This is a genomic window from Lysobacter yangpyeongensis, from assembly GCF_042655745.1.
GTDB lineage: Bacteria > Pseudomonadota > Gammaproteobacteria > Xanthomonadales > Xanthomonadaceae > Agrilutibacter > Agrilutibacter yangpyeongensis.
Genome location: NZ_JBHSNM010000001.1, coordinates 753,753 through 773,310, shown reverse-complemented (window position 1 = coordinate 773,310; position 19,558 = coordinate 753,753). Strand labels below are relative to the sequence as shown.

At 67.6% G+C, this 19,558-nt stretch carries 8 protein-coding genes; all 8 read right to left on the bottom strand.

The window, feature by feature from the left end; genetic code table 11:
- Window positions 1-1,617: a phage tail sheath family protein gene (locus ACFPN1_RS03190; RefSeq protein ID WP_386752917.1), complete on the bottom strand. Its 1,617-nt coding sequence runs from the start codon at window positions 1,615-1,617 to the stop codon at window positions 1-3.
- A gap of 95 nt (window positions 1,618-1,712) precedes the next feature.
- Window positions 1,713-1,949: a hypothetical protein gene (locus tag ACFPN1_RS03185; protein WP_386752916.1), complete on the bottom strand. Its 237-nt coding sequence runs from the start codon at window positions 1,947-1,949 to the stop codon at window positions 1,713-1,715.
- Window positions 1,950-2,249: 300 nt separating this feature from the next.
- The gene (locus tag ACFPN1_RS03180) at window positions 2,250-3,269 is read right to left on the bottom strand and encodes a sigma-54 interaction domain-containing protein (RefSeq protein ID WP_386752915.1); all 1,020 of its coding nucleotides are present in this window, start codon (window positions 3,267-3,269) and stop codon (window positions 2,250-2,252) included.
- 298 nt (window positions 3,270-3,567) lie between these two features.
- On the bottom strand, window positions 3,568-4,218 hold the full coding sequence (locus ACFPN1_RS03175) for a 4'-phosphopantetheinyl transferase family protein (protein ID WP_386752913.1): 651 nt from the start codon (window positions 4,216-4,218) through the stop codon (window positions 3,568-3,570).
- Window positions 4,219-4,355: 137 nt separating this feature from the next.
- Window positions 4,356-11,678 (bottom strand): amino acid adenylation domain-containing protein, encoded by a 7,323-nt coding sequence (locus tag ACFPN1_RS03170; RefSeq protein WP_386752912.1) that lies wholly within the window; start codon window positions 11,676-11,678, stop codon window positions 4,356-4,358.
- Between the two features lie 8 nt (window positions 11,679-11,686).
- Entirely contained in the window at window positions 11,687-12,829 is a 1,143-nt protein-coding gene (locus tag ACFPN1_RS03165) for an aminoacyl-tRNA deacylase (RefSeq protein WP_386752910.1), read from the bottom strand.
- Window positions 12,830-12,866: 37 nt separating this feature from the next.
- Complete coding sequence (locus ACFPN1_RS03160; protein WP_386752909.1) at window positions 12,867-19,340, bottom strand: amino acid adenylation domain-containing protein; 6,474 nt, start codon at window positions 19,338-19,340, stop codon at window positions 12,867-12,869.
- Window positions 19,337-19,555, bottom strand: a complete 219-nt coding sequence (locus ACFPN1_RS03155) for an MbtH family protein (protein WP_386752908.1) — start codon at window positions 19,553-19,555, stop codon at window positions 19,337-19,339. The genes ACFPN1_RS03160 and ACFPN1_RS03155 overlap by 4 nt, the downstream gene beginning before the upstream one ends.
- Between the last annotated feature and the right edge of the window lie 3 nt (window positions 19,556-19,558).

Here is a 19,558-nt window from a genome sequence, read left to right as displayed (position 1 = left end):
TTAGACCTGCGCCTGCTGCGTCATCTGCTGGAACTTGATCACGACGAATTCGGCGGGCTTGAGCGGCGCGAAGCCGACTTCGATGTTGACCACGCCCTTGTCGATGTCGGCCTGCGTCGTCGTCTCGCGGCTGCAGCGCACGTAGTAGGCCTCGCGCGGCGTCGCGCCCTGGAACGCGCCCTCGATGAACAGCGAGTGCATGAACGCGCCGACATTCAGGCGGATCTGCGCCCACAGGGGTTCGTCGTTGGGCTCGAACACCACCCATTGCGTGCCACGGAACAGCGTCTCTTCCAGGAACATCGCCAGGCGGCGCACCGGCACGTACTTCCACTCGGAAGCGAGCGCGTCGTTGCCTTCCAGCGTGCGGGCACCCCAGACCACATGCCCGATGTTGGGCAGGTTGCGCAGGCAGTTGATGCCGAGCGGATTGAGCGTGCCGTTCTCCTGGTCGGTCAGCGATCCGGGAGCGGCGTTGATCGAGAGGCCGAGGACGCCGGCGAGGTTCGCCTCGATGCCGGCCGGCGCCTTCCACACGCCGCGACCGGCGTCGGTGCGCGCCATGATGCCGGCGACCGCGCCGCAGGGCGCGAAGTCTTCCAGCTGGTTGTCGCGCAACGGATCGGGCACGCGGATGCGCGGGAAGTACAGCGCGGCATTTTTCCGTGTGACGGCGCTGAACGTGGCGACGCCGGCTGGTGCGTTGGCGACGGTCCAGGCCGCGGGCGCATCGACCAGCAGCAACGCGCGTTCTTCGTTGCAGAACGTGGCCGCGGCGGTCCACACGTTCATCGGCACGTCCGTTTCGAGGCGCTCGAACGCCGGCGCCGTGGTTTCGCGCGCGTACACCAGCGGCGGGATGCACAGGAGGTTGAACAGGTCGGCCTTGAGCAGCGCGTACATGCCGCTCTTGCCGCTCGGCGAGCCGAGGATCTCGTTGGCGGCCGCCGTGGCCGCGGCGGCGGGCGCGCCCTGCAGGATGCCGTCGCTGCCGGTGCTCGCGGTCGCCGCGACATTGGCCTGGACGGTCGGGCGCGCGGCGCCCAGCGTCTGCATCCGCGCCAGCGTCGATTGCTCGGCCAGGATCTTGGTCACGAAGCGCGGGCTGTTCGGATCGATGGAAACGTTGCGGAACGTCTCGCGCAGACCGGAGCCGCCGCGGCCGGCGCTGTCCACCTTGAGCGTCGGGTCGTCGTAGATCTCGAGGTTGAACAGATTGGTATCGGCGGTGTTGCTGGTCGTGTGGTCGACCGACGCGCGCAGGTTGCGTCCCCAGGTGCCCGGATTGGCGGCGACCAGTGTCGTTCCTGCGTTCAGCGTGATGGTCGCGGGCGCGGCCTGGATGCCGGTGGTCGCGGCCACGCGGACGATGAGCGCCTGGCTGCCGCCATTGAGGAAGTACTGCTGCACGGCGTAGCTCATGCTGCTGTTGCGCCACAGGCCGCCGAACTCGCGTTCGTAGTCTGCGTAGCTGAAGACGGCCACGGGCTCGTTGGTCTGGCCGCGCCATGCGCGGCCGACGAAGGCGGTGATCGACGTGGCGACGCCGGTGATCGTGCGGACGCCGCTCGGGATTTCCTCGATGTACACGCCGGGATGGCGGAGTAGGGCAGGCATACGAATGGGCTCCTAGGCTGTTCTTGGATCGTTCCGGTGAACCGGCCGATGCGCTCGCGAGCGGAGCGGAACGCGGAGGAGGGCGCCGACGCGGGTCATGGCGTGCCGGCGTCCTGCGCGCGTGGCAACGCATACAGATGCGATCCGTCGCCCAGGGTTTCGCGGCGGAGTTCTCCGCTCGCCACCATTTGCGCCAGCGCCAGCCTGATCATCTCGATCGACGTGCTCCTCAGCGATTCCGGCAGCCACCATTGGCGGATGCCGACCAGCGTGTCGGCCGCGAGCGGGTGCGATCGCAAATACCCGCGGACGGCTTCCTGCAACTCGCGCACTGCATGCACCGCACCCGCCGGCATGGCGTACTTCCTCGAACCGGATTGGGCGCAACCGTCACTGGAGCAAACCTCGTGCCAGCACATCGATGCGCCGTAGCGCGGGTTGCGGCGCCCTGTGCAGGGCGATGCGGGTCGCCGGTGATGCGCTGCCCGCCCGATGAGCGCAGCCGTGCCGCGACTATCGCGGTGAAGGGGTGGGTGGATTCGGACCCGCCGCGCGCACGTGCGGGACCCAGGCAGGCACGGTCGTCTCTGCCGGCGCATGGCCGGAAGGCGCTGCGTTCGATCGGTCGGGCCTCAGGCCCGGTAGACGTCCTTGTCGATGCCGTGCTTCTTCAGCAGCTTGCCCAGCGCACGCCGCTCCTTGCACGCCATGCGTGCCGCGGCGCTGATGTTGCCGTTGGTTTCGCGCATCAGGCGTGTGAGGTAGGTGCGCTCGAAGGAAGCGATCGCCGCGGCCTTGGCGCGCCGGAAATCAGGGCAGGTCCGGTCTGCGGGTTCGTCGTCGGGATCGCCGGCGTAGTACAGGACATCCCCATCGCAGAACAGCACGAGGCGATGGACGAGGTTTTCCAGTTCGCGAACGTTGCCGGGCCAGTCGTACTGCTGCATCCACAGTCCGGTGCCGTGGTCCAGTCGCTTGGCGCCGAGTCCGTAGCGCTCGCAGAACAGGGCAACGAAGTGCGTCGCCAGCGGGACGATGTCCTCGACGCGTTCGCGCAGGGGCGGGACGCGCAGGTTGAGCACGTTCAACCGGTACAGCAGGTCGGACCGGAATTGCCCCTCGGCCACGATGCGCGGCATCGGCTTGTTGGTCGCCGCGACGACGCGCACGTCCGCGAGCTGCTCGCGGCTGTGGCCGACCGGTCGATAACGGCGGTCCTGCAGGAAGCGCAGCAGGGCGACCTGGCCCTTGGGCGAGAGCGTCTCGATCTCGTCGAGGAACAGCGTGCCGCCCTGGGCATGCGCGATGACGCCTTCGCGGTTGTGCTTGGCATCGGTGAACGAACCGCGGACATGGCCGAACAGCTCGGCTTCGACCAGGGATTCGGGAATCGCCCCGCAGTTCAGCGGCACGAACGGCCGTTCACGCCGTCGGCTCAGGTAATGCACGGCGCGTGCCGCCAGTTCCTTGCCGGCGCCGGTCTCGCCCTCGATCAGAACGGAGGCGTCGTTGCCCGCCATCTTGCGGATCTGCGCCACGAGGCGCAGGTACGCCGGCGACTGTCCGATGATTTCGCTCAGCGGCGATATCGCGGAGCCGTCCGCAACGGCATCTCCCGCAACCGCCCCGATGCCGCTTCGCAGCGCTTCCATGGCGACGCCTCCTTACGCTCCCTGGCGCTGTGCCGCCTCTGCCCCACCGCAAACGATGCGGCTCCATGAACTATCACGGCGCGCCTGCCGCAGGGCGGCCAGATTAAAGCAACCGGCGTCGACGTTGCTGCCGTTTGTCGATTCGCTGGGCGGCCGGTGCTTCGTCCGGGCGGGAAATGTCTTCACGGGATGCCTGGCGCGTGAGTGGCGCTGCCGGAGCGGGCGTGCGGGCGGGCACTAACGGTAGCGAACCTCGGAGGCCCGTTGATCGCAGGAGCGATCGCCGCCAGCCGTGAATTCAGGCGCAGCAGCAGGTCCAGGCGTGCGTGCCCATCCATCCGTACACCACGTCGTAGCATCGACCGCGGACGTGCTGCGGCGAGAGCGTGGTGTTGAGGCGAAGGGTGAGTCGTGCGTCGTGGACGGCGCAAAGCGTTGCGTCGAGAAACTCGAAGTACGTCCCGACCTGCGGGAACAGGGCCTTGAAGAGACTTTCCTTCGCGGAAAAGACCAGCGTGAGCCACGCGTCATCCATGGCCGGAGCACACAGCGCCAGTTCCTCGGGTGTGGCGATCCGGCCGCGGATTTCCGCGGCGACGCCCGGCTCGATGCGTGTCTGCACGTCGACGCCAAGCCGACCCGCACGCGATTCCCGCGCCACGATCGCAATCGCCAGGCCGTCGCCGTGCGAAATGGACCCCCGGAATCCCGGCGGCCACAACGGTTCGCCATGCGACCCGGTGCCGATCGCGGCCGGCATCGCCAGACCCGCGCGGTGCAGTGCCCGTTCCGCACAGGTCCGACCGGCGAGGAAATCGATCTGGCGAACCAGGCTCGCATTGCGTCGCGGATACCGATGGCGATTGTCGGCAGACAGCTGCGCCAGCGCTTCGGGCGTACAGGCGTAACGCAGCGTGGCGGCACAGACGCCGTCCACGCCCAGGGCCATGTCCTCGGCCTGCAGGCCTGCCGGCGCGTCCGGTTCGCCGGTGACGGCTCCCGCCGCCGGCGATATAAGCGGAGTGGGAGCCCGATCGGGTTCCCCGCCGTTTAGCCTGCAATCCGCAAGCCGTGGCGCGTGCGTCGTCATGACAGTCCCAGGCTCGCTGCAAGCGCCGGGCCGAGTTCGGTCACATGCGGCTCTTCCATGATCGAGAAGTGCGTCGCGTCGAATTCGCGGCAGACGATGGGACCTCGCACGAGCGCCTGGATTTCTTCGACGCGCTGCACGACAGTCTTGAAATTGCGGTTCTGGCTGCATCCGAAGTAGGACACGGGCGCGTCCAGCACGAAACGCGGCTTGTGGAACTCCAGTCCGATCTGGTTGGCGGCGACCAGGTAGTTGAAGTAGTCGCTCGCGGGAACGTCCAGGATCTCGCCGCCGGGTCGCGCCATCGGCAATGTCGGATCGAACTCGCGCATCAGTTCGCAGGCTTCGTCGGGCGACAGTTGTTGCAGGGCATCCAGCCCGAGCGTGTGGAATCGCTCCGGAATGCCGGTTCCCGTCGCCAGCATCGTGTCGATGAGCGCGACCCCGGCCACGTTCCGGCCCATCGATTCGAGCCGGGACGCGACCTCCAGCGCCAACAGTCCGCCGCTGGACCAGCCCGCGAGCCGATACGGACCCTCCGGCTGTTGTCGCAGCAGGCGCGCGAGATAGACCTCGGCGAGCTCTTCCACCGACTTGAACATCGGCACCCGCTGGTTCGGCAACTCGCTGCGATGGAATCCGCAGACCGGGACGCCCGGAGTCAGGTGGCGCAGCAGCGGGTGGTAGCAGACGACGTCCCCGCCGGCAGCGTGGAAGAGGAACAGCGGGGGCATCGTGTTCCCTTCGCGCAGGACGATGAACGACTCACCGGCCGACGGCTGGTAACCGATGACCTGCGCCGCCAGGGCGCGGATGGTCGGCGCCTGGAAAAGAATGGAAATAGGCAGCGATTTCCCGGTGCATTCGCGGATCGAGGACATCAACCGCACCGCGTTGAGCGAATGCCCGCCCAGGTCGAAGAAGTTCGCGGTGACGCTGATCCGCTCGTGGCCCAGCAGTCCCTGCCAGATCGCGGCGATCTGCCGCTCCAGCGGCGTTTCCGGCGGCGTGTATTCCGAAGCCGCGTAGGCACCGAGGTCCGGCTCGGGCAGGGCCCTGGCGTCGAGCTTGCCGCTCACGGTCAGCGGCCATGCGTCGAGCAGGACGAAGGCGGACGGAATCATGTACGCCGGCAGGTGCTGCGCCAGGTGCTCCCGCAGCGCGCCCGGTTCCGGGCGGTCTTCGCGGCAGAGCAGGTAGGCCACCAGGCGGCGGTCGCGGTCCGGTCCCGTTTCCCGCGCCAGCACCGCGGCTTCGTTCACGCCGGGATGCGAGCACAATGCCGTCTCGATCTCGCGAGGTTCGATGCGAACACCGTTCACCTTGACCTGCTGGTCGCGGCGTCCGTGGAACTCCAGCTGACCTTCTGCCGACCAGCGTGCGAGATCGCCGGTGCGATACAGGCGGCGGCCGGAGGGGTGTTCGATGAAGCTTTCCCGCGTCAGGTCCGGCCGGTTGAGATAGCCGCGCGCGACGCCCAGGCCGGATACATGGATCTCGCCCACCACGCCCGGGGGCACCGGTTGCAGTGACGCATCCAGAAGATGGATCTGCGTATTGGCGATGGGGCGCCCGATCGGCGCATTGCGCGCGCGGTCGCGGATGTCGGCGTAGCTCGTGCAGTAGACGGTGGTTTCGGTAGGGCCGTAGCCGTTGACGACCGACAGGCCGGGGAGCAGACGCATCAGCCGGTGCAGGTCGGCTTCCACGAGCGGTTCGACGCCGACCAGCAGGCGACGCAGCGACAGCGCGGCGATCCGCTCGTCCGCGATTTCACGCCAGCGGCGTACCACGAATGGCGGGAGATAGGCCTGCGTGATTCCTTGCGCGGCGAACCACTGCAGCAGCGCGTCGGGATCGGCGCGGATCTCTTCGGGCACGAGGTGCACCGTTGCGCCCAGCGCGAGCGCCACGAACACCTCGAACACCGACACGTCGAAGCCGAGGCTGGTCCACAGCGAGGCTTCGACCGGGCCGTTGTCCGCGAACTCGGTGCAGGCGTGATGGACGAGGTTGAGCAGGTTGCCGTGTTCGACCATGACGCCCTTCGGTGCGCCTGTCGAGCCTGATGTGTAGAGCACGTAGGCAAGATTCGAGCGTTGCAGCGTCATCGTTCGCCGCCCCTCTGCCAACGGTGCAGCGGACGGAAGGTCTTCCACGCACAACACCCGCGTGCCATCCGCAGGCAGCGCTTGGCGCAAAGCGGACTGGGTCAGCAGGACTGTCGCCCCGCTGTCGCGCAGGATCGCGGCCAGGCGTTCGCGGGGATGGGCGGGATCGAGCGGCACATAGGCGCCACCGGCTTTCAGGATCCCGAGCATGCCGGCGAGCATGTCGATGCCGCGTTCCATGTGCAGCGCTACGCACCGGTCCGCGCCCACGCCGGCGGCCTGCAGTGCGTCGGCGATCCGGGCGGCGCTGGCGTCGAGATCGCAATAGCGGATCTCGCGCGATCCGTCGCGGGCGGCAATGCGCTCCGGCACCCGCCGGGCATTGGCTTCGAACAGCTCGTGCACGCCCGTCACGTTCGGCAGGGCGCACGCCGTTTCCGCTTCATCGGCGAGCGCGCCCTCCATCAGGGGCAACTCGCCCACGCGCCGGTCGGGATCGCGCACGATGCCCTGCAGCAGGGTTTCGAAGGTCGCGCCCATGCGGGCGATGGTGTCGGGCCGGAAGAGGTCGCGGTTGTAATCCCAGCAGGCCTCGAGCCCTTCGGCGGTTTCGCGCAGGTTGAGCGTGAGGTCGAACTTGGCATGGTGCGAGTCGCCCGCCGCATCCGAGACGTCCAGTCCTTCCAGCGGGACGATCGCGCTGCCGTTGTTGTCGAACGCCAGCATGACCTGGAAGAGCGGACTGTGTGCCAGCGAGCGTGCGGGCCGCAGGCGGTCCACCAGCATCTCGAAGGGAAGGTCCTGGTGCTGGTATGCGTCCAGGGCGACCGAACGCGTGTGTCGCAACGCCTCGACGAAGGACGCTTGCGGATCCAGTCCGGTCCGCAGCACCAGCGTGTTGACGAAGAAGCCGACCAGTGGTGCGAGCGCCTCGTGCCTGCGGTTGGCGATCGGGGTGCCGATCACGATGTCGGCATCGCCGCTCCATCGCGACAACAGCACCGCGAAGGCCGCATGGAGCACCATGAAGGACGTGGCATCGTGCTTGCGCGCCAGTTGCTGGAGGCCGGCGAGCAATTCGGCCGGCATGCGCTGCCAGTGCATGGCGCCGCGATAGCGCTGCGTTTCGGGGCGGGGGAAGTCGAGCGGGAGGTTGTGCACCACCGGCAGTCCGGCCAGCTGGTCTTCCCAGTAGCGCAGCTGCGCGTCGAGCCGCTCGCCCTGCAGCCATTCCTGCTGCCAGTGCGCGTAGTCGGCGTATTGCAGCGGCAATGGTGCCAGCGCGGCTTCCCGTCCTTGCTCGCGCGCGTTGTAGGACTCGGCGATTTCATGCAACAGCACGCCCATCGACCAGCCGTCGGCCGCGATGTGGTGCACCGTCATCAGCAGCACATGCTCGTTTGCGGACAGGCGCAGCAGTTGCGCGCGCAGGAAGAGGTCGCTGGCAAGGTCGAAGGGACGTGCGGCCTCTTCGTCGATCCGTCGGCGCAGTTCGTCGTCGCGATCCGGCTGCGATTCCAGATCGTGGGTATCCAACCGCACATCGAAGCTATCGCGCAGTTGCGGCACGGCCTCGCCCGACTCCGCGACCAGCGGCGTGCGCAGCACTTCGTGACGCTGCACCACGGTGTAAAGCGCCGCATGCAAAGCTTCCACGTCGAGCGTTCCCCGCAGGCGCAGTGCACACGGAATGTTGTAGACCGCGCCGGCTTCGCCCATCTGGTCGATGAACCACAGCCTGCGCTGCGCGAACGACAGCACCGGCGGCGCATCCTTGGGCCGGGGCTTGGGCGCGACGCCCGTCGCTTCGCGAGCAGAAGGCTCCCGGGATTCGATGAGCCTGGCCTGCTCACGCACCGTCTGCGCGGCAAACAACTGCTTCAGCGGCAACTCGATCGCGCAATGCGCGAGGATCTGGTTGCTCAGACGGGTCAGCAACAGCGAATGTCCGCCCAGTTCGAAGAAATTGTCGGTGACGCCCACGCGTTCGCGTTGCAGCAGTTCGCGCCACATGTCCGCCAGGCGCGCTTCGAGGGGCGAACGCGGTGGCTCATGCAGCGTGGGGGACGCGTCGTCGCCGTCCGGAGCGGGCAGGGCATTGAGGTCCAGTTTGCCGTTCGCCGTCACCGGCATCGCCGGCACCAGCACGAACATCGACGGCACCATGTGCGCGGGCAACACCGCCTGCAATTGCCGCCGCCATTGACCAGTACGAACGGAGGTGTCCGCATCGTCCGCGGCGACGACGTAGGCGACCAGGGCGGGGCCGCCGTCGCCGACGTCGCGCACGACCACGGCCGCCTGGCCAACGCCCGCCAGGTTGCGCAGCTGCGCCTCGATTTCGCCGAGTTCCACGCGCTGGCCACGGATCTTGACCTGGAAGTCGTTGCGTCCGAGGTATTCGATGTTGCCGTCGGCCCACTGGCGGCCGAGATCGCCGGTGCGGTACATGCGGGCGTCGTCGCCGGGATGGAACGGATCGTCGAGGAAGCGCTCCGCGGTGAGTTCGGGGCGATTGAGGTAGCCGCGCGCGACCTGGCAGCCGGCGATGTGGATTTCTCCGCGAACGCCGCGCGGAACAGGCGCGCCACGCTCGTCGAGGATGTAGATGCGCGTGTTGGCGCCGGGCCTGCCGATGGGAATGATGTCCGGGATCCCCTCTCTGGGGCAGTCCCAGGCCGTAACGCTCACGGCCGCTTCCGTGGGGCCATAGAGATTGTGCAGCTGCGCATCCGGGAACTCGGCGCGACAGCGGCGCGCCAGTGCGCCCGGGAGTGTTTCGCCGCCGCAGAAGATGCGCTGGATGCCGGTGCAGGTGCGTGCGCGCGGATGGTCGAGGAACGCCTGCAACATCGACGGCACGAAGCCGACGACGTTAACCCGCTCGCGCGCGATCAGATCGATGAGGTAGCCGGGATCGCGATGTCCGTCGGTCCGCGCCTGCACCATGCGGGCGCCAGCGATCAGGGTGTGGAAGATTTCGCGCACCGAGACGTCGAAGCCGATCGGTGTCTTCTGCAGCACCCGATCCTGCGGAGCGAGCGGATAGGCCTGCTGCATCCACAGCATGCGGTTGGCGACACCGCGATGCTCGTTCATCACGCCCTTGGGCTGTCCGGTGGAGCCCGAGGTGTAGATGACGTAGACGAGGTTCCGCGGCGTGAGCCCGACGTCTTCGGGCCGCGGATTGTCGAGCGGTCGATCCGACCAGGCCGCTGCGTCCGCCACGATGTCAAGCACCGCCGATGGTTGTTTCCCCGTTGCGGAGAGCAGGGAGCGCACGCGGTCCGTGCTGTCGCCCAGAGTCAGCACGACCGCGGGTGCGCAGTCGTCGAGCATGTAGGCAAGCCGTTGATCGGGGTGATCGGGCTCGATCGGAACATAGGCGCCGCCGGCCTTCATCACCGCCAGCACCGCGACCATCAGGCGCGGACAGCGCGGCATGACGATGCCGACGCGCATCTCCGGGCGCACGCCGAGCGCGCGCAGGTGGTGGGCGAGGCGGTTGGCTTCCTCGTTGAGTTCGCCGTAGGTCAGCGCTTCATCGCCCTGGGTGACGGCGACGGCATCCGGGCTGCGCGCGACCTGTGCTTCGACCAGTTCGTGCAGGCAGCGATGCAGCGGGTAGTCGGCGGCTTCGCCGACACCCAGGGCCAGCACCTGGCCTTGCGCTGCGTCGTCGAGCAGCGGCAGATCGCCGATCCGCTGCGCCGGATCGGCGACGATACCTCGCAGCAGCGCTTCGAACGAGGCGCCGAGCCGCGCGATGGTGTCGTTCCGGAACAACTCGGTGCTGTAGTCCCAGCACGCCTCGAGCCCGCCCGCGTTTTCGAAGAGGGTCAGGCCCAGGTCGAATTTCGCGTTGCTGCAGTCCGGAAGGATCGCTTCGGCCGTGATTCCCGGCAGGTCGATCGCCGACGCCTCGTCGATGTCCAGCAGCGAGAACATCAGCTGGAACAATGGCGCATGGTTGAGGCTGCGCGGGGGGTTGAGATCCTCCACGAGGACTTCGAACGGCAGGTGCTGGTACTTGTAGGCGTCCAGCGCCGTCGAACGCGCCTCGCGGACCGCCTCGGCGAATGGCATGTCCGGCGGCAGCGAGCTGCGCAATGCCAGCGTGTTCGCGAAGAAGCCGATCAGCGGCGCGAGCTCGTCGCGCGGACGATTGGCCACCGGCGTGCCTACCACAACGTCGGACTCGCCGCTCCACCGCGCGATCAGCACGGCGAAGGCCGTCTGCAGGGTCATGAAGAGCGTCGCACCCAGGTGGCGGCTGAGTTCGCCCAGCGCACGGTGCAGCGCTGCAGGCAGTTGCTGGCGCCAGGTCGCGCCGACGTGGACCGCATGCGACGGGCGCGGAAAGTCCAGCGGAAGCCCGTGCACGGCGGGCGCGCCAGCCAGGCGGTCGCGCCAGTACGCCAGTTCGCGATGGAGCCGTTCGCCCTGCAGCCATTGCAGCTGCCAGGCCGCGTAGTCGGCGTAATGCAGCGCCAGGGGCGGCAGCGGATCGGACCGCGCTTCGATGAAGGCGGCATACAGCACCGACAACTCGCGCAGCAGGTTTTCGACGGACCAGCCGTCGGAAGCGATGTGGTGCAGGGTCAGCAGCAGGACATGCTCGCGTTCGGCCAACTGGAACAGGCAGGCCCGCAGCGGTAGGTCGCGGGCCAGATCGAAGGACTGCGTTATGGCCGCCTGCAGGCGATTGCGGACGTGCGATTCGCGGGCGTCGCGATCCAGCGCCCGGATGTCCTCGCACTCGAACTCGAATCCTTCCGCGTCGCGGATGAGGGCAATCGGTTCGCCGTCGTTTTCACCGACGACCGTTCGCAGGCTTTCGTGCCGTTCGACGATGCGGTGCAGCGCCCGGGCCAGCGCATGCGCGTCCAGAGGTCCGGTCAGCCGATACGTCACCGGAATGATGTAGTTGGCGCCGGTCAGCCGATCGATGAACCAGAGTCGCTTCTGCGCGGGCGACAGCATGGCGTCGCCGGCACCGCGAGGCGCGAGCACCGGTTCGCTGTCGCCCGGCATCGCCACGTCGCCCGCGTCGAGGAAGGCGAGGAAATCCGTCTTCCGGTCGCTGATGAATTGCCGGCGCTCGGGTGTCAGCGCGCCCGGGGCGGCCTTGCAGATGAGCTTTCCGTCCTGGACAGCGAGGTAGACGCCGGCCTCCGCCAGCGCTTCGATGGCCTGGTCGATGCGCATGGAGGCATTCATGCCATGGCCACCACGCGTGCGTCGCACAGGGACCGCAGGTCGGCAGGCGCGATCTCGATTTCCACCCGCGGCACGCCGCTACCGGTGAGCACGGTCGAGTGTTCCATCAGCGATTCGTCGATGAAGACCGGAATGCCTTCCACCGCAATCGGCGTGACCGACGTGGGCGGATATCCGATGTGCTTCTGCAGGTCCGTCAGCGGCGCCATTTCGAGTCGTCCCGCGTCGAGCCGGCTCGAGATCCCGCGCAGGTCCACGCGCTTGTCCATGCCGCAGACGACCAGGCAATGACGGCCGGAGTCGCGACAGCGCAGGAACAGCGTCTTGGTGATCCGCCCCAGCGCGTAGCCGAGTGCTTCGGCAAAATCCCCCGGGTTGCGGATGGGCTGGGGGAAGTCGTCGTGGCGGTGCACGCGATAGGTCAGCTCCGCGGTTTCCAAGGCCTCGATGATGCGGGGCGCGCCTTGCGGCGCATCGTTGCCCGGCGACAGGACGACGCCGAACCGCGCCGATGCTTCCTCGAACTGCGCGCGGAAGCGCTCCGGCACGGCGTTGCCGTAGATCTTCGTGTATTCGGCGAAAAGCCGCGCGTCGTCCTTCAGGAAAAGCACGTCCGTCGGCACCATGTGGCGGATCACCAGCATCGGGACTGGGCTGTAGAGGGGCTTGAACTCCGGATTCCACAAGCCCGACTTGCGCGGCGGACCGGCGTGGAATTCGCCGACCATCAGGCCGTTCGGAACGAAGCACTGCTGCAATTCCGCCTGCGCCGGCTCGATGAGCGCCCGCGCATCGTCGAGCGACAAGGCCGGGAAGAGCACCATCAGGGATTTGAACTGCGCCTCGTTGCCGGAGGTCGGCGGCAGTGCGATGAAGCGCTCCATTTCGGCCAGCAGGATCGCCTTGATCGCCGCCACGTCGAGGTCGTCCCGATCGTAGGTGGCGACGAACAGCAGCTCCTTCTGCAAGGCGCCAGGGACAAAGGGACACATGGGCCCGTTGCGGCCCAGTTCGGGATGGGGGCGGCAAAGGTACTCCTTCACCCACGTCGTCACGGCGGCGATCGCCGGTTGTTCGCTCGCGACCATGAGCGCATCGGTGAGCGGCAGCAGCGCCGGCATGTCGCGATGGAGAGTCAAGCTGGAAAGTTCCTGTCCCATATCGTCCCTGCTCAGATCAGAATTCGGTGATTTCGTCGAGGTCGCTCTGCCGGAAGCGCTCGGCAGCCCTGCGTGCGATCCGTTGCCGGTGAATGCCTTCGGCAATGGCGCGGATGGTGGGTGCCGTGAAGAACGCCTTCAGTTCGAGCTCGTGCGCCAGCACCTCGCGGATCCTGTTGACCACGCGCAAGGCCAGCAGCGAATGTCCGCCGACGGCGAAGAAGTCGCAGTCGACGCCGAAGCGGTCGTGCTTCAGCAGTTCCACCCAGATGCCGTGCAACTGTCTTTGCACGTCGTCCTCCGGCGGTTGCAGCCCGCTGGTGCCCGCGATGACGCCGGGAACGGGCAGGGCTTCGCGATCGAGCTTGCCGTTCGCATTGAGTGGGAGCCGCGGCAGCACGCAGTACGCCGCGGGCACCATGTGCGCGGGCAACTGCGCCTTCAGGTGGCGACGCAGGTCTTCCAGCAACGCTTCTTCCGGGGACGGCATTTCGTCGGGCACGACGTAGGCAGCCAGGCTCATGCCGTCTCCCCGGTCGCGCGCGACGACCACGGCCTGGCGTATGCCCGGCGCCGCGATCATCTGCGCTTCGATGTCGCCCAGTTCCACGCGCTGTCCGCGGATCTTCACCTGGAAGTCGTTGCGGCCCAGGTGCTCGATGCTTCCGTCCGGCAAGTGACGGGCGAGATCGCCCGTGCGGTACATGCGCGCGCCATCGGAATGGAACGGGTCCGTGCTGAAACGTTCCGCGTCGAGTTCCGGACGATGCAGGTAGCCACGGGCGACCTGGCGGCCGGCGACATGTATCTCGCCACGTACGCCGCGCGGAACCGGCTCGCCGCATGCGTCGAGGATATAGATGCGGGTATTGGCGCCCGGCGTTCCGATCGGCACGTTGTCCGGAATGGGGACGCGGGTGCAGTCCCAACCCGTGGACAGGACGGCGGTTTCGCTTGAGCCGTAGAGGTGGTGCAGTGCGGCCTGCGGCAAGCGCTCCCGACAGCGACGGGCCAGCGAGCCATGCAGCGCCTCGCCGCCGCACAGGATCCGCGCAAGGCTGCGGCAGTCGCCGGCCTGCGGATGGTCCAGGAAGGCCTGCAGCATCGAAGGCACGAAGTGGAGGGCACCAATCCGCTCGCGCTGGATCACCCGGACGAGGTAGTCGGGATCCTTGTGCCCGTCGCCACTGGTGAGCACCAGCTGCGCGCCGGCGGTCAGTGGCCAGAAGATCTCCACCACCGACGCGCCGAATCCGAGCGGCGCCGTCTGCAGGAAGCGATCGTCCGTCGCCAGCGGATGGGCTTCCTGCAACCACAGCAATCGGTTGACGATGCCCTGGTGTTCGTTGCCAACCCCCTTGGGCCGACCGGTCGAGCCCGATGTGTAGATCACATACGCCAGATGCGACGCATCGACAGGCTCCGGCAGGTTGGCATCGCTTTCAGCGGCCCACGCGGTGGCATCCGTGTGCAGATCGAGCACACGCGGCGCGCTCGCCAGCGCAGCGGCGTCCAGTGCGGATTCCAGCGCGGGCAGCGTTGCCGGATCGGTGAGAACGACGCGCGGTGCGCAGTCGTCCAGCATCGCGGCGAGCCGTGCCTGCGGGTACCCGGCATCGAGGGGAACGTAGGCGCCACCGGCCTTGAGGATCGCAAGCAGGCCCACGATGAGCCCGGCACCGCGTTCCATGGCGATGGCCACCGGCACGTCACGACCGACACCCGATGCGATCAGGTGGCGCGCGAGCCGGTTGGCCTCCGCATTGAGCGCCGCGTAGGAAGTGCGGGATTCCTCGTGGATGACGGCGATCGCGTCGGGCCGGCTGGCCGCCTGTCGTTCGAACAGCGTGTGCACGCAGAGCGTCTGCGGATAGGGCCGCGCGGTCGCATTGCCGAGTTCGAGCACCTCGCGCCGTTCGGCATCGGACAGCAGCGGCAATCGCTGTATCGGCGAATGCGGCGATGCGACGACCGCCTCCAGCAGCGTGGCGTAGCAGCGGGCCATCTGCCCGATTGTCCCGGCATCGAACAGGTCCGGGTTGTATTCCCATTCCGCCCGCAGGACGTCGCCCTCCACCTGCAGGTTGAGCGCGAGGTCGAATTTCGCGAACCGCTCGGCGAGGGGAATCGGCTCGCATTCCGTGCCGTCGAGCCGCAGGTGTTCCATCTCGTTGTTCTGCAGCGCGAACAAAACCTGGAAGAGCGGCGTGTACGCGGAACTCCGCGCGGGGTTGAGTCGCTCGACCAGCAGCTCGAAGGGCAGGTCCTGGTGCTCGTAGGCGTCCAGGGCGTAGTCGCGACAGTGCTGCAGCAGGTCGATGAAGGTCGGCGTCGCGGAAAGATCGGTTCGCAGGACCAGCGTGTTGATGAAGAGGCCGACCAGCGACGCCAGGGCCTCGTCGCGGCGGTTGGCGACGGGTGTCCCCACCACGATGTCGGTCTCGCCGCTGTAACGCGAGAGCAGCAGTGCGAAGGCCGCATGCAGCACCATGAACAACGTCGCATCGTGGCGCTTGCCAAGGTGCTGCAGGGCGTCCACCAGCGACCGGGGAAGGCTCTGCACATGCAACGCGCCGCGATACGTCTGGAGCTGTGGTCGCGGACGGTCGAGCGGCAGGTTGTGCAGCAGCGGGAGCCCCTCCAGCCGCTGCTGCCAGAACGTGTATTGCGGCTCGAGAGCGGTCTCGTCCAGCCAGCGGCGCTGCCAATACGCGTAATCCCGGTACTGCACAGGCAACGGAGGCAATGACGCGGTTTCGCCGCGGCGTGCTGCCGCGTACAGGACCCCCAGTTCCTGCTGCAGGATGCCCATGGCCCAGCCATCGGCGGCGATGTGGTGCACCGTCAGCGCCAGCCAGTGCTCGTCCGTCGCGAGTCGCACCAGGCGCGCACGCAACGGGGGTTCGTTGGTCAGGTCGAAGGGACGCGTGGCCTCGCGCGCCAGCAGCAACTGCGCGATGGCGATGCACTCTTCCGGCGGCTCCGCCGAAACATCGTCGACGGGCAGCTCGAGCGAGTTGAACGATTTCTGCCGCTGCCTCGGCTCGCTGCCCTCGTTGCAGAACACGGTCGCCAGGACGGAATGCCGTTCGATCAACGCATGCAGCGCAGTGCGCAGCGCATCGATGTCGAGTCCCCCACGCAGCTGCAGGCGATAGGGGATGTGGTACTGCGCGCTGTCGCTCTCGAACTGGTGGATGAACCACAGCCGCTGCTGCGCATACGACAGCGGCGCGTCATCGGCATGCGCAGCCACGGTTACGGGCGGCAACACGGCCCGGGAAGGCTCGTTCTCCTGGCTTTCCAGGTACGCAGCGAACCGCCGGATCGTCGGTTCCTGGAACAATGCGCGCAATGGCACGTCGACGCCGAGTTCGGCACGCACGCGGTTGTGCAGCCGCGTCGCCAGCAGCGAGTGGCCGCCGATGTCGAAGAAATCGTCCTCGACGCTGATCCGGTCGATGCGCAGCAACGATTGCCAGATCGACAGCAGGCGCGCCTCCAGCGCCGTGGCGGGCGGCACCACCGGAAGCACGACGTGGTCGTCGCGTTCCGGCGCGGGCAGGGCTTGCAGATCGGCCTTGCCGTTCTGGGTCAGGGGCCACGCGGCGAGCCGCACGAAAGCGGCCGGCACCATGTAGCCGGGCAAGGCCTCCTGCAGTTGTGCGCGCCATTCGATGCGGTCGTGGCAACCGTCGTCGATGACGTACGCCACGATCTGCCGGTCGCCGCCCGCACCACGACGCACCAGCACCCTGGCGTCCTGCACGCCGGGGCAGGCGCGCAGCCGCGCTTCGATTTCTCCCAGTTCGATGCGGAATCCGCGGATCTTGACCTGCTGGTCGCTGCGTCCCATGAAGGCGAGCAGCGCATCGTCGCCGTCCCCGGCTCGCTGCCACCGCACCAGGTCGCCGGTACGGTAGGCGCGGACGGTTTCCCCTTCGATTTCCAGAGTCACGAACCGCTCCGCCGTCTGCTCGGGACGGTCCAGATAGCCCTGCGCCAATCCCTGTCCGGTGACGAACAGTTCGCCCACCGCTCCGGTAGGTTGCAGTTGCCCGGCCTCGTTCAGCACCAGCAATCCGGTGCCCGGGACCGGATGACCGATGGGAATCGGCGACGGGCATCCGCGCGGAATCGGGTAATAGCTCGTGAGGATCCCGTTCTCGGTGGGGCCGTAGTGGTTGACGACCGTGACCTCCGCATCGAGTCCGTACAGACGCCCGACGGTCGTGGCCGAAAGCGCTTCGCCGCCTGCAACGATCCGCCGCAGCCCCGTGGGTCCCGACAGTTGTTCCACCCACATGTCCAGCAACGCAGCCGGCAACGTCAGCGTATTCACGCCATTGGCGGTGATGAGGTCGCGCAGCATCGAGACATCGGGCGATTGCCCGGGATACAGCACCAGGCGGCCGCCGCAGCACAGCGGCGCCCAGGTTTCCAGCACCGAGGCATCGAATGCCGCGTTCACGCTCTGCAGCATCACGGTATCGGCGCCGTACCCGAGTGGCCCGGGATCGGCGAACAGCCGCGCGACCGCACGATGCGGTACCAGTACGCCCTTGGGTTCGCCGGTGGACCCCGACGTGTAGATCACGTAGGCGATCCGGTTGCCATCGTCGATGGCCGCTTGCTGGCGTCGCGGGCTTTCGCCGATCCGCGTCAGCGTCGCGGCATCGTCCACGCAGGTCACGTGCAGGCCGGAAAACCGCTCCGCCAGCGCCGACGTGGTCACGACATGAGCAACGCCGGCATCCCCGGCCATGTAGCGGTGCCGCGCTTCGGGCAACTCGGGGTCGAGCGGCACATAGGCGGCACCGACCTTCCAGCACGCCAGTACTGCCGCGAGGAAATGCGGAATCCGCGGCAGGCACAGCGCGATCCGCGCACCTGGAACCACGCCGATCGCATGGAAATAGTCCGCGATCCGTTCCGCCTGCTGATCGAGTTCGCGATAGGTGAGCTGTGCAGCACCGTGCGACACCGCGACCGCATCCGGCTGTCGGCGCGCCACGCGTTCGAAGAGGGCATGCACGCCGCCGTCCGGCACCTGCGCTGGATGAGATGCCCAACGCAGCAGCTGTGTCCGTTCCGTTGCGGTGGTCAGCGGCAGACGGTCGACGCAGCAGTCGGGATCGGCCAGGGCCGCGTCCAGGAGCACGCAGAAACGGTCGAGGAGTCCCTGCGCATTCGCGGAGTCGAACAGGTCGCGGTTGTACTCGAGCGACAGCGCCGCGCCGTCGGGAAGGAAATCGAGCACCAGCGCGACGTCGAATCGCGCCCGCTCCATGGCGAGTTCGCCCAGGTAAGCCATGCGCAGGCCATCGCCGAGGGTGACTTCGCGACGACGGCCCTGGACGACGAGCATGGCCTGGAAGACCGGCGAGTGCGACGGATCGCGATCCGCCTGCAATGCGGCCACGACCTCGCCGAACGGACAGTCGGCGTGCCGGAACGCCTCCAGGCAAGTGCGCCGGGCCGAATGCAGCAATTCGCGGAAAGTGGGCGACCCGGCGATCTTCAGGCGCAGGGCCACGGTGTTGACGAAGAAGCCGATGAGCCCCTGCGTGTCCTTGTCGCCACGCAGCGCGAACGGGCTGCCGATGACGACGTCCTGCTGGTTCGCGTGACGGCACAGCGTCACGGCGTACGCGGCCAGCATCGTCATGAAGGGCGTGACGCGCTCGCGGCGGCAGAAGGCATCGAGGTTGCGCCCGGTGTCCACGGAAAGGCGACGGCTCACGCTGGCGCCGTTGTAGGTCTGCCGCGGCGGGCGGGTCCGGTCCGAAGGCAGCGTGAGCAGCGGCAGGTCGTCGCCGAGTTGTTCGCTCCAGTACGACAGCGACTGCCGGAAGCCATCGGCGTCGGCGCGTTCGCGTTCGCGGCGAGCGAGGTCGCCGGGTTGCAACGCGAGTGGCGGCAACGACGGGGCCCGACCAACGAGGAAGGCGGGATACAGGCTTTCCAGTTCCTGCATCAGCACGTCGGCGGACGCGCCGTCGAACACGATGTGATGCACCGCGATCAGCAGTTCGCGGCGCTCGTCCGCAAGGCGGTAGAGCGCAGCGCGGAGCAGGGGAGGGTGCCGGAGATCAAAGGGGCGAGCCGCCGTCTCACGCTGGTGCCGACGCAAGGCTTCGTCCGGATCGGTGCAGTCGCGCAGATCCTCGACTGTGAACGGAAGCGTCACTTCGGCCGAGACGTCGGGGCGGCCGTCCGCTGCGGAGAAGCCGGTGCGCAAGGCCTCGTGCCGGGCGACGATTTCGGACAAGGCCCGCTGAAGCGCCTCCACATCGAGCGAACCCGTCAGTGCGAACCGCACTGCGGTGTTATAGAGCGCCTTGTCGTCGACCAGCTTGTCGATCAGCCACAGGCGCTCCTGCGCGTACGACGGCATGGGAGAAAGTGCCATGCGTTCCGTCTGCGCGGCGTCGCCTGCGGTCGGGCCGGCCGGGAATGAGATGTGGTCCATGCGGGTGTCCGTGGTCATTCGCTTGCCTGCGTTGGAGCCGATCCGACGTGCTGTCGCACGCTCAGCGGTCGCATGTCGGTCCAGCGGTTGCCGATCGCCGCGAGGCACTGCGCGCGCGACCCTACGAAGCCGTCGCTGCGCCATCCACCCGGGAGTTCACGGCCGGCGGGCCAGATCGAATACTGGAGTTCGTCGTTCACCACGACGACATACAGGTCTGGTGTGTCTTGCATGTC